This window comes from Neobacillus sp. DZ-9, from assembly GCF_059587065.1.
On the sequence record NZ_JCAIOL010000007.1, the window covers coordinates 225,202 to 237,134 of the forward strand.

Sequence of the window (11,933 nt, forward strand, 5' to 3'; positions counted from 1 at the left end):
ATAATGCTACTCAATCAGCAAAAGGCCAATTACCAAAACTATTTTAAATCATTTAACCGAACTCGGTATAATTTATCATCCTTTTGATCCGGGTTGCCTCTGCCATCAGTATTGTTACTGACAAAATATAAATAGCCGCCGTCGACATAGAGGTCGCGAATCCGGCCTAATCCTGTAATGACAGGCCTCGTCTTTTTTACGGACAGATCAAATTCACGGAGAGCATTGCCCCTTAATGTGGCCGCATATAGTTTGCCATTTGCTGCAGCCATTCCCGATGGGGCCCATGTTTCATCGCCGGATTGATAAAGAGGGGCTTCCATCCCTGCTTTCTGCTCCGTTCCTTGTATCAAGGGCCAGCCATAATTAGCCCCCGGTTTAATCACATTGATTTCATCATGAGCTGATTGGCCATGCTCGCTTGCATAAAGCGTTCCTTGAATCCACACCAACCCCTGTGGATTGCGGTGGCCGTAGCTGTAAACGAGGGAATTCGGAAAAGGATTATCCCCAGGAACCGTTCCATCTAAATTCATTCGTAAAATTTTCCCGTTAAACGAATTCAGCTTTTGAGCTGTTGACGGTACGGTTGCGTCACCAGTGGTAATATATAGCTTTCCGTCAGGACCGATTTTCAGCCTGCCGCCATGATGGAAAGCCGCGCTCGGAATCCGGTCCAAAAGAATTTTTTCCTCTGCCCACTCATGACCATATTGTTTTAACACAATGACGCGGTTAAACTGCCCATTACCATCCTCATAGGTATAATAGGCAAAGGCCTGATGGTTGGCAGAAAAGTGAGGATCTAGTACAAAGCCAAGCAGCCCTGCTTCCGCTGCCTTCGCAAGCGGATGTGCCAGCCGCACTGGCTGCCGTTCCGTTTTACCATTTTCAACTTTTACGATACTTCCGGTTCGTTCACTGATGTAGAAAGCTTGATTCAGCTTATCAATCGACCATGGGACAAACAAATTCTCCGCCACCACTTCCACCTCAGACTGCCCGACAATAACTTCTTTGTCTTCAGGTTTCGCTTCATTTTTTTCAAAAAATGAACAGCCTGATAACAGCAGCAACATCATTAGTAATCCGGAACCAACTTTGTACATAAACCCCTTCCTTCCGCTTTTCCTCTATAAAACTTCTACTATTGCCTTTGCCACTCCGCTTTCTTCATTTGTGTCTGTCACATGGTCACAAAGTGACTTTATGTAATAGCTGGCATTGCCCATTGCGACCGCTCTTCCTACCCGTTCGAACATGGAAACATCATTCAAATTATCTCCCATCGCCATTGTCTCAGATAATTCAATCCCGTTTGTTTTCACAAAGGACTCCAGCGCTATACCTTTTTGGGCATTTTTATGAGTGATTTCAATGTTTTCATGACCTGATGAGGAAATCTCCAACTCTTCAATTGCAGCAAGTGCTTTGTTAGCCGCTTCAAGTCTGTCTGCTTCAAAGGAGAACGCCAATAATTTATAAATCTGGTGATTTTCATCTGCAAAAATCATCTCGTAATCCTCAACTTCATGAACTAAGCCACTCCGTACCCTTGCTCCTGCCTTATAAACAATCTCCTCGCGATTCAATTCAGGATTTGCGCTCATCACAATGTCAACAAGAATCGAAACCGCTTTTTTCGAATCAAGCGAGAACGTACCTTGGTTTGTGTAGACTTCGAAATAAATATCATGCTCCGTTAGCGTGTTTGCTGCTTCCCTTGCCAATTCCTTGCTAATTGGGTTTGCCGAAATAATCTTGCCATCTTTCGAGCGGACCTCTGCCCCGTTCACGCAAATAATCGGGCATTCCAGGCCCGTCTCAGCCAACACGAAGGTTGCCTCCTGATACGACCTTCCTGTAGCGACGACAAACTCGATACCCTTCGCCTGCGCTTTTAAAATGGCCTCTTTATTTTCCGGTGTGATTTGTTGAATACTGTTTAATAAGGTCCCATCCATGTCTGATGCAATACACTTAATCATGTTGTCCAGCTCCTATTATTTGATATTGCCATTCTAACATGATTGGCTGGCAATTTTCCTCCAGTAGGTTTAGCCTACATACTTGCTGCCTTCGCGGACACTTAGAGGTGCTAACCGGTGACCCTCGATAAACTCCTTTACCGACGCGGGATTCGTCTTGGAGTATTCCCGCAGCGCCCAGCCGATCGCCTTTTGGATAAAAAACTCCTTGCTGTCGGCATTTAGCTCAATATAATGATAAAGCAGTTCTTCATACGTTTTATCTTTATATTTTAATTGAAAAAGGATTGCCGCCCGGCGAAGCCACATATAATCGTGTTCTGCCCAGCCATTTAAAGTTTCCTCCACGACTTCAGGATATTTTTGAGCGATTTTCCCGACCGCTTTTGGGGCGATTGCATCGACGGTATCCCACCATGATTTCGTCGTAATCAGCCGCTTCATAAATTCCAAATCATTTTTTTCCAGCTTATTAAGTGATTTTTCTATATAAGTAAGGGCTGAATATTGATATTCCCTTTCAGGCTTGTCCCATAACACACTGACAAAATCTCTATTAAATGGTTCTTTAAGAATCCCAGTCTCCTTGAAAAATTGCTTTTCAAGCTCTTTGCGCAAAGGAGACTTAATGCCTAAGTAGGGGAAATGACCCTTCATATAGCTTTCCATCGGCCCGGCATTTGTTTCATTGCGATTTTTCTCGAAAAGATTGGTTAACAAATCTAGTTGCAAAAAATCACTCCTCTCCATTATGAATTATTCTCTTTTTAACTTTTTTTCCCTTTCTATTTATTTCGATACCTTCCGCATAATCGAATTTACCAATGCCAAACTATAAGTGGATAAGGAAGGAGGTCAAAGCATTGACAAAGAAATTTAATAAAGGCAGCGGGAACCAAAATTCGCCGCAAGCAGGACACGCAGAAGCAGAATTTGCCAATGAATTTGTAAGCGGCGATAACAGTAAAGGGAACAAGCGCAATAAAGGCCAGCAAAGCAAGACCAATCCACATGCTTAAATCTAGTAAAAAATCGGCTTTCTCCATTGAAAGCCGATTTTTTTTGAAATTAGCGGCAGGTAAAGGATCGGATTCGGTCTAAATCCATTCCATAATATTGCCAGTGGTTGCCGCGCCAGCGATAACCGGCGATGGAAGTTCTGCCTACATAGGTTGGGTAGTACCAGAAGTTTTTTCCACTTCTTAACCAAATATAGGTGTAACGGTAGAGGCACGGTCTGATGCCGCCTGGGTCGACCGCATATAATCCCACTTGTTCATGTGGTATAAAGGCCGGCGGAGGTGCAGTCGGAGGTCCTCCATGCTGCCCTCCTCCAAACGGCGGTTGCTGTCCGCCACCATGCTGCGGCGGCGGTGGTGGGAATCCCCCGTGCGGCGGCATGTGTTGAACCCCGCTCTGCGGCGGCTGTCCTGGCGGCGGCTGCTGGCCTCCTCCTGGAAACTGTGTTTGACGCAAAAAATCTTCATGAGAATTGCCATGTATTAGGCCGTGGCCATAAGGGTAATTCAAATAATCCAAGGCACAAAACCCCCTTTATTTGTTTTCCCTCTAATGTATGCAATCGGCCTAATTTGGTGAAATCTCAGTCCTATTCTACCTTTGTGGCTGCTAAGTCTCTTATTTCCCCAGCAATTTTATTTTGGATTCCTTCCACGACGGAAAAGTCCATGGCTGCAATATAAATTTCCTCTAATTCATCATGCAGCTCTTTTGCCTTTGCCAAATAAGAGGTTGCCTCCTGCATTTTGCTTTTATAGTTAGCCGCAATTTTACTTAGGATATCTTCAAAAATTTCATCTGTACCGTGAGCAATTAATAATTCATACATATCAATGATTTCATCGCCGTCGCGGCTCGGGAAATACTCATGCGGTGCAGTGCTGTCAAAAATGGCAATTCCTAATTCTCTAAAAATAACCATATCTAAACTATGTGGATCAAAGCCACAATGATAAATTTCAGTGTCCACACCTCTCGCTTCAGCGACCGCTGCCAGCTTTTTCAGCATCGTGGATTTTCCAGAACCCGGACGGCCCTTGATAAAATAACGCTTCGGGATCTCATCTGTTAGATTTGGAACGAAATCCACTGCACCTTTTGGCGTTGCTGCCCCTAAAAAGCGATGACGGATATCAGATTGCTTACTGAGCTTCATTTTTCCAAAGAATGTATCAATTAATTTGTTTGTTAATTGATCAGCTTTTTTGAAATCCATGCTGTTAATATAAATTTTTTCCCAATCATCATGGATATCCAATGCTTCCTTAAACGTATCATAGGCCTTATGGAAGGACTGATTGATTTGCTTTGTTAATTTTAATATCGTGCTTTTATGAGCAGCCAGCGCCTTGGCATTCCAAGCCTCGCCAAGGTTTATATATTCTTCGACTGCACCAGGTGCCTTCGGTTCAATGACGTGCGGTGCTGTTCCATCGACGATTCCCACCTTCAACGCCGGAATAATCACACCATCAATGGAATTATTATCTGATGAGCAATGGAGAAATTCGATATCGAAGCCTTTTTCAATCCACTCATTGCCAATTTTTTTCATTAGTGAGGATTTCCCTGTTCCAGGTCCGCCTTTTAAAATAAATAACCGGTCAAGTCCTTGGAGATTTGAATCGTACAGATTGTGGAACCCCCTAGCTGTATTACCGCCGGCAAAATAATTCTTAATTTTACCTGCCACTCTTCAACACTCCCTTTTTATGACGAAAGCTTAAGTTTAGTTCACCCTATCTTATGCTTTTGTCATTTATAGGTGAATGCCTATGAAAATTATTTAGGCTATTTTCGCAAACTTTGTAAATGCCCTTAAAAAGTTCCAAAATCAACAAAGTTTACGAAAAGAGCCATTATTTAAGAACATCGGTTATGTCGGCGTTTGTTAATTCCTTTAAAGTTGAAGGCACGAGGACGATTTGCATGCCAATTTTTCCAGCACTTACGACGATTGTCTGAATTTCGCGGCAGCTTTCATCGATAAAGGTCTTATATTCCTTTTTCATGCCGATGGGGGAGCAGCCGCCGCGTATGTAGCCCGTCCATTTTTGAATATCCTTTACCGGAATCATTTCAACTTTTTTCTCTCCAGCTGCCTTCGCCGCTTTTTTTAAGTCCAGCTCTTCCGCAACAGGAATAACGTAAACATAAATATTTTTGCTTGCGCCCTGTGCCACAAGCGTTTTATAGACCTCCTTTGGTTCCTTTCCAATTTTTTCAGCCACGGAAACTCCGTCAATTTTTCCATCTTTGTTGTCATATGTAAGCATGTCATACTGGACTTTTTTTGCATCCAATATCCGCATTGCATTTGTTTTCGTCTGTGCCATGATGATCACCCTTTATTGTTAAATTTACTAGTAGTATAGCAATAATTACATGAAAAAGGAGAGCCTCATTTGTGAAGGTTCTCCTTTCAAATATTATTGCAGCCACGCCTGAAAGGAGCGTGTTTCGGCAACCGCATTGTCGCCCTTTTGTAACTTATGTCAAATGATTCACAAATCAAGAGAGGTGGTTTAAGCTGGAACTAGTGCGAAGGAAAATAAAAACATAAAAAGAAAAGGGATCGGAAAACTCCGATTCCCTTTTTAATGCCCACCAAGATAAGCATTTCTAATTTGATCACTTGCACTAAGTTCTGCAGCCGAGCCAGAGGCAACAATTTTTCCAGTCTCAATGACATAGGCGCGGTCAGCAATTGATAAAGCCATATTGGCATTCTGTTCAACTAACAGGATTGTTGTACCTGTTTTATTGATTTCTTCGATGATGTTAAAAATCTGTTTTACTAATAACGGTGCAAGACCCATCGAAGGCTCGTCTAGCAGCAATAGACGAGGCTGTGCCATTAACGCACGGCCCATTGCAAGCATCTGCTGCTCACCTCCGGATAAAGTTCCAGATAGCTGCTTGCGGCGTTCAAGCAAGCGCGGGAAAAGCTGATAGACTTTTTCAAAGTCTTCGCGAATGCCTTTTTTATCATTACGCAAGTAAGCCCCCAATTCAAGGTTCTCTTCAACCGACATGTTGGAAAAAACACGACGGCCTTCTGGTACCTGACATAGGCCTCTTTTCACGATCAATTGCGGAACCTTGCCGGCAATGTGCTCGTTTTTAAAAACAATTTCGCCATTCTTTGGCTTCAATAAGCCGGAAATCGTTTTTAAAAGTGTACTTTTTCCAGCTCCGTTAGCGCCAATCAGTGTAACAATCTCACCTTGATTGATATCGAGGGATACTCCCTTCAATGCATGTATATTTCCGTAGTAGACATTAATATCGCTGATTTTTAGCATTTTAAGAGACCTCCTCGCCTAAGTACGCTTCGATGACTTTTGGATTATTTCTGATTTCCTCTGGAGTACCGTTGGCAATCAATTGACCGTGGTCAAGTACATAAATTCTTTCACACACTCCCATGACTAGGGGCATATCATGCTCAATCAGTAGAATCGTTAATGAGAAGCGTTCACGAATCAAGGCAATCAGATTCATGAGTTCCTCTGTTTCCTGCGGATTCATCCCTGCTGCAGGTTCATCTAGCAGAAGCAGCTTTGGATTGGCTGCGAGTGCCCTGGAAATCTCCAGGCGGCGCTGCTGGCCATATGGCAGGTTCTTTGCCTTCTCATGCATGACCTCATCAAGTTTAAAGATTTTTAAAAATTCAATCGCTTTTTCTTCCATTTCCTTTTCCCCGGAAAAATGGGAAGGAAGGCGGAAGATTGAGCTCAAGATCGAATGTTTGGCAAGAGAATGATAGGCTACCTTAACATTATCCAACACCGATAATTCACTGAACAAACGGATATTTTGGAATGTACGGCTGATGCCTTTTTTCGTAATTTTATAGGGTGCTTGTCCATTCAGTTTTTCACCGTCGAGCGAAATGCTTCCCTCAGTAGGGATATAGACACCTGTTAAAAGGTTGAAAAATGTTGTCTTGCCGGCACCGTTTGGGCCAATTAAACCGACAAGTTCACCCTGATTTAATTCCACGTTTACATCTGAAACAGCCTTTAATCCGCCAAATCGGATCCCTACATTATCTACTTTAAGCAACGGTTTGTTTGTTGACATCTTGAGAACCTCCCTTAGCAGACTTTCCTAGCTTGAAGAATGAGGTAATTTCTCTTGTTCCTAACAATCCTTGTGGACGGAAAAGCATCATCCCAACTAACACAAGGCTGTAAACAACCATCCGAACCTCTGGATAATTGGCAAGGAACGTTGAAATAATCGTTAATAGAATCGCTGCGATAACGGCGCCAGACATACTGCCAAGACCGCCAAGCACTACGAAAATTAAAATATCAAAGGATTTCAAGAAGCCAAAGTTTGTCGGCTGGATAATATAAAAGTTATGGGCATGCAAGGCACCTGCAACACCGGCAAAGAAAGCACCGATGACAAAGGCCATAACCTTGTAATAAGTCGTATTGATTCCCATTGCATCTGCAGCAATTTCATTTTCTCTGACCGAGATACAAGCACGTCCATGTGTTGAATTTGTAAAGTTGACGATGACAACAATTGTAATCAGTACGCAGGCAAACAGCCATGGCCATGAGATTAAGTGGGGAACGGTCATACCGCTTGCTCCGCCTACATAATCGATATTTAAAAATACAATTCTCATAATCTCGCCAAATCCTAATGTTGCAATGGCAAGATAGTCCCCTCTTAATCTTAGCGTAGGGATACCGATAACTAATCCGGCAATTGCCGCGATGATACCGCCAGCAATTAAAGCGACCGGGAATGGCAGACTTAATTTAGTTGTGACGATTGCCGAAGCATAGGCACCTACGGCAAGGAAACCAGCATGTCCAATCGAAAACTGTCCTGTAATCCCGATAATTAAATGAAGACTAGCTGCAAGAATGATATTGATACCGATGAAGAAGAGTGTGTTTACATAGAAGGAGTTTAATGTACCTCCGTTAATTAAAAACTGTGTTACTACTGCAAAAACAACGGCAGCAGCGATCCAGATCCAAAAAGTCTTTGTTTGTTTTAATGTTTTCATCGCTTAAGCCACCCCCTAGACTTTTTCCCTGACATTTTTACCAAATAAACCTGCAGGTCGGAAAATTAAAATTAGAATTAAGACAACAAATGCTACTCCGTCACGCCATAAGGAATATCCGGCTGCACTTACTAGGGCTTCGATAACACCTAATAATAAACCGCCTGTCATTGCACCAGGGATAATGCCGATTCCGCCTAAAACAGCAGCAACGAAAGCCTTAAGACCTGGGATAATTCCCATTAATGGCTCGATTTTTGTATAGTACATCCCGAAAATAACGCCTGCTGCTCCAGCAAGGGCAGAACCAATCGCAAAAGTCGCAGAAATCGTATTATTTACATTGATTCCCATCAATCTTGCCGCGTCCATATCGTGTGATACGGCACGCATTGCTTTTCCGATTTTGGTTTTATGAACGATAAACTGCAGTAAAATCATTAAGAAAACAGATGTACCTAAGATTAAAAGAGATTGTCCGCTGATTTTAACACCAAAAATCTCTAAGCTCTTTAGTGGAACGATGTTGCTTGGATATGCTTCCGGCTGTGCACCACGGGCATAGATTGTTCCGTATTCGATAAATAGGGATACACCAATCGCTGTAATAAGCGCCGCAATCCTTGTCGCATTTCTTAGCGGCTTATAGGCAATCCGCTCGATTAAGACACCGAAAATGGCACAGGCCACCATGGCAATCAATAATGCTGGGAAAAATCCTAAATGAAAAATAGAAATACAATAAAACCCGATAAATGCACCAACCATGAAGACGTCCCCATGGGCAAAGTTAATTAATTTTACGATACCATATACCATTGTGTACCCTAAGGCAATTAAAGCGTAAATACTGCCTAAGGAAACTCCGTTGACTATCTGCTGTATGATTTCCATATGTGCTACACTCCTTTGGAGGGACTTCTACTTTTGTTTAATGAATTAGGCGTTAACATGGTTAACACGTTGAAAAAAGTGTTTACTTTTTTTAAATTGGAATAGGGAGCTTTGACACTCCCTATTCCTTTTTTTTACCGTATAGAATTTAAGGATTTACTTTTGTCTTAAATTGTTGCTGGCCGTTTACGTACTCAAGAATTACTGCGGCTTTAATTGGATCATGGTTTTTATCAAGCTTTAAGTTTCCAGATACAAGTTGAAGGCCGTCAGTTGATTCAAGGGCTTTTTGAACTTTCTTAGGATCGCTGCTTCCTGCACGCTTAATGGCATCGGCAACGAAGTAAGCAGTATCATAACCTAAAGCAGCAAAGGCATCAGGTGATTTACCATCATACTTAGCTTTAAATGCAGATACGAATTCCTGAACCTTCTTATCGCTATCACCAGAAGAATAGTGGTTTGTGATAAATGTATTTTTAAGCGGATCGGCACCAGCGATTTCTACTAGTTTAGGTGAATCCCAGCCATCGCCGCCCATAATTGGAACATTAATACCAAGAGCACGAGCCTGTTTTACGATCAGACCAACCTCTTCATAGAATCCAGGAAGGAACACGTATTCTGGATTTTTTGCTTTAATATTTGTTAGGATTGCATTAAAATCTGTATCCTTCGCTACATATGCTTCTTCTGCAACGATAGTACCGCCATTTTTCTTAAAGTTCTCTTTGAAGGAAGCAGCCAGGCCTTTTGAATAGTCACTGGAGCTGTCAATAATAACGGCTGCAGACTTAACCTTTAGGGTGTCTAGTGCAAAAGTTGCAGCAACAGTACCTTGGAATGGGTCGATAAAGCAAGTACGGAATACAAAGTCATTTACCTTACCGTCTTTGTTTGTAATTGTTGCGTTAGTAGCAGTTGGTGTAATTAATGGAACCTTGTTATCTTGGGCAATTTGAACTTGAGCTAGGGTATTTGTACTTGTTGCGGAACCGATGATTGCTGATACCTTATCTTGGCTGACTAGCTTAATAGCACCGTTTGTTGCTTCTGCAGCATCTGATTTATTATCAACTGCCACTAATTGCAATTTCTTGCCATCAATGCCTTTTTTGTTGATTTCCTCAAATGCTAATTCAACACCTTCTTTAACAGACTGACCATAAGAAGCTACACCGCCGGATAGCTCTAGGTTTGCACCGATCTTGATTGTGCCTCCCTTTTCGGCATCTCCGCTCGTGCTGGCAGAGCCACAGCCTGCCATTACGCCTGCCGCCATCATCAGCGACATAAAAATTCCAGCTACCTTTTTCTTTCTCATACCTTACCCCCTGTTTTTCCTAAAAATTTTCCCAACTTTGTTGTGCTACTGTTTCAAAAACATATAATATTCTGAAAACATTGTATCTAATATTTTGTAGTTCGTCTAGTCTATTTCTCTGTTATTTTAAAATAATTTTGAAAATAATATTTTCTTCGGTTTTCGTACATTTTAAAGCTTTATTCAACTAAAGTGAATAAGAATTTACTTTTCCATAAAAAGGGTTATAGTCAGATTAATATTTTGTCTAAATATGTTTCTTTCCTCTTAAATTGAAAAAAAAAGAGACCCCAATTAGGGAATCCCTCGCAACAAATTGTTATACCAATTCTTTGTTTTTCGTTTCTTTTCCAAAAATCAATACTGTTAACGCCCCAATAATGATCGAGATACAAAAGATCGTAAAGATAGACTGAAGCGGCATTTTTTGGGCTACAAGATAACCCACTAATAATGGACCCAGCACTCCGCCAATCCGCCCAAAGGAAGCAGCCATACCTGCACCTGTCCCGCGAATAATCGTTGGATATTGTTCAGGAGTATAGGCATATAGGCCGCCCCAGGCTCCAAGATTAAAGAAGGACAGCAGGATTCCAGCGGTCATCAAAAGGGCGGTTGATTCCGCCGTACCAAAGAAATAGGCGCTGGCAGCAGTACCGATTAAATAAACAACTAATACAAATTTCCGGCCAAATCTTTCGATAAACCAGGCAGCGGTAAAATAACCCGGCAATTGTGCCAGCGTCATGATCAGGACATATTCAAAACTTTTAATTAAACTAAAGCCTTTCATTACCATCACGCTTGGCAGCCAGAGAAACATCCCATAATAGGAGAAAACGACGCAAAACCACAGAACCCAAAGCATCGCTGTTTGGCGTCCATGCTCTTTTGACCAAAGTTTCGCAAGACTTTGGAAAACAGAAATTTTCTCTTTATCCTTTATGGCTGAGAACCGCGGTGAATCCGGCAGCCCCATGCGTAAGTATAGGGCATAAAGGGCAGGGATGGCACTAATGATTAAAGCCGTCTGCCAGCCGAACTTAGGAATGATAAAATAGGAAATCAAGGCTGCAATCAGCCAGCCGCCCGCCCAAAAGCTTTCTAAAAGGACGACAATCCGGCCGCGATTTTCCGGCGGAACACTTTCTGATACGAGAGTGGAAGCTACAGGGAGCTCTCCTCCTAAGCCCATTCCAATAAAAAATCTAAAAATTAAAAAGACAGTTAAAGTTGATGTAAAAGCAGAGGCGCCGCTGCCAATCGAAAATAATAATAACGTAATAATAAAGACATTTTTCCGCCCGATACGGTCAGCCATTAAGCCAAAAATGAGGGCACCGACAGCCATCCCAATAGAATTGATGCTGCCAATCCAGCCCATCTGCCCCGGGGTTAGATTCCATTCTACTTTTAAAGCCGCAATGATGAAGGAGAGCATTCCGACATCCATGGCATCAAACATCCAGCCCATCCCGGCAATGCCAAGCAACTTACGGCCTGATATTTCCTTTTTGTCCATTAAAATCCCCCTATGCTGTAGCACTCATTAACATTATTCCCCAATTCTTTCTCTTTATTTTAGAAAAGGAATAAACGCTACTAAACATAGATATTCTAGCAAGTGTCTTTACAGTTGTCACTACTTTTTCAAGAATGCCATGAAAAAGAG

The 11,933-nt window shown here is 42.2% G+C and carries 13 protein-coding genes; 1 reads left to right on the forward strand and 12 read right to left on the reverse strand.

The genetic code is table 11. The annotated features are described in order from the left end of the window. Positions 1 to 38: 38 nt before the first annotated feature. The 3 genes from AC59HZ_RS20545 to AC59HZ_RS20555 form a co-directional block, all read right to left on the reverse strand. Positions 39 to 1,109, reverse strand: coding sequence for a PQQ-dependent sugar dehydrogenase (locus tag AC59HZ_RS20545; RefSeq protein ID WP_496547642.1), 1,071 nt, complete (start codon positions 1,107 to 1,109; stop codon positions 39 to 41). 24 nt (positions 1,110 to 1,133) lie between these two features. Then, complete coding sequence (locus AC59HZ_RS20550; protein WP_496547643.1) at positions 1,134 to 1,988, reverse strand: HAD family hydrolase; 855 nt, start codon at positions 1,986 to 1,988, stop codon at positions 1,134 to 1,136. A gap of 69 nt (positions 1,989 to 2,057) precedes the next feature. Further along, a complete protein-coding gene (locus AC59HZ_RS20555; protein WP_496547644.1) occupies positions 2,058 to 2,738 on the reverse strand; it encodes a DNA alkylation repair protein in 681 nt (226 codons plus the stop codon). A gap of 113 nt (positions 2,739 to 2,851) precedes the next feature. On the opposite strand from AC59HZ_RS20555, the gene AC59HZ_RS20560 reads away from it, so the two are divergent. Next, entirely contained in the window at positions 2,852 to 3,007 is a 156-nt protein-coding gene (locus tag AC59HZ_RS20560) for a hypothetical protein (RefSeq protein WP_223595268.1), read from the forward strand. Positions 3,008 to 3,056: 49 nt separating this feature from the next. Here AC59HZ_RS20560 and AC59HZ_RS20565 read toward each other — a convergent pair whose 3' ends face one another. The 9 genes from AC59HZ_RS20565 to AC59HZ_RS20605 all read right to left on the reverse strand — a co-directional run bounded on the left by AC59HZ_RS20565 (position 3,057) and on the right by AC59HZ_RS20605 (position 11,783). Then, the gene (locus AC59HZ_RS20565; RefSeq protein ID WP_496547738.1) at positions 3,057 to 3,518 is read right to left on the reverse strand and encodes a hypothetical protein; all 462 of its coding nucleotides are present in this window, start codon (positions 3,516 to 3,518) and stop codon (positions 3,057 to 3,059) included. 79 nt (positions 3,519 to 3,597) lie between these two features. Next, positions 3,598 to 4,701 carry a PRK06851 family protein gene (locus AC59HZ_RS20570; RefSeq protein WP_496547645.1) on the reverse strand — a complete coding sequence of 368 codons (1,104 nt, stop codon included), beginning with the start codon at positions 4,699 to 4,701 and terminating at the stop codon, positions 3,598 to 3,600. 166 nt (positions 4,702 to 4,867) lie between these two features. After that, positions 4,868 to 5,344, reverse strand: a complete 477-nt coding sequence (gene ybaK / locus AC59HZ_RS20575) for a Cys-tRNA(Pro) deacylase (RefSeq protein ID WP_496547646.1) — start codon at positions 5,342 to 5,344, stop codon at positions 4,868 to 4,870. A gap of 261 nt (positions 5,345 to 5,605) precedes the next feature. Next, positions 5,606 to 6,313: an ABC transporter ATP-binding protein gene (locus tag AC59HZ_RS20580; protein ID WP_496547647.1), complete on the reverse strand. Its 708-nt coding sequence runs from the start codon at positions 6,311 to 6,313 to the stop codon at positions 5,606 to 5,608. A 1-nt stretch (position 6,314) separates the two neighbouring features. Continuing rightward, the gene (locus tag AC59HZ_RS20585) at positions 6,315 to 7,094 is read right to left on the reverse strand and encodes an ABC transporter ATP-binding protein (RefSeq protein WP_496547648.1); all 780 of its coding nucleotides are present in this window, start codon (positions 7,092 to 7,094) and stop codon (positions 6,315 to 6,317) included. Further along, entirely contained in the window at positions 7,069 to 8,043 is a 975-nt protein-coding gene (locus tag AC59HZ_RS20590; RefSeq protein WP_496547649.1) for a branched-chain amino acid ABC transporter permease, read from the reverse strand. Before AC59HZ_RS20590 ends, AC59HZ_RS20585 begins: the two co-directional genes overlap by 26 nt. A 15-nt stretch (positions 8,044 to 8,058) precedes the next feature. Then, positions 8,059 to 8,937 carry a branched-chain amino acid ABC transporter permease gene (locus tag AC59HZ_RS20595; RefSeq protein WP_430063939.1) on the reverse strand — a complete coding sequence of 293 codons (879 nt, stop codon included), beginning with the start codon at positions 8,935 to 8,937 and terminating at the stop codon, positions 8,059 to 8,061. Positions 8,938 to 9,085: 148 nt separating this feature from the next. Next, positions 9,086 to 10,261 carry an ABC transporter substrate-binding protein gene (locus AC59HZ_RS20600; protein ID WP_496547650.1) on the reverse strand — a complete coding sequence of 392 codons (1,176 nt, stop codon included), beginning with the start codon at positions 10,259 to 10,261 and terminating at the stop codon, positions 9,086 to 9,088. Between the two features lie 319 nt (positions 10,262 to 10,580). Then, positions 10,581 to 11,783 carry an MFS transporter gene (locus AC59HZ_RS20605; protein WP_496547651.1) on the reverse strand — a complete coding sequence of 401 codons (1,203 nt, stop codon included), beginning with the start codon at positions 11,781 to 11,783 and terminating at the stop codon, positions 10,581 to 10,583. Positions 11,784 to 11,933 lie beyond the last annotated feature (150 nt).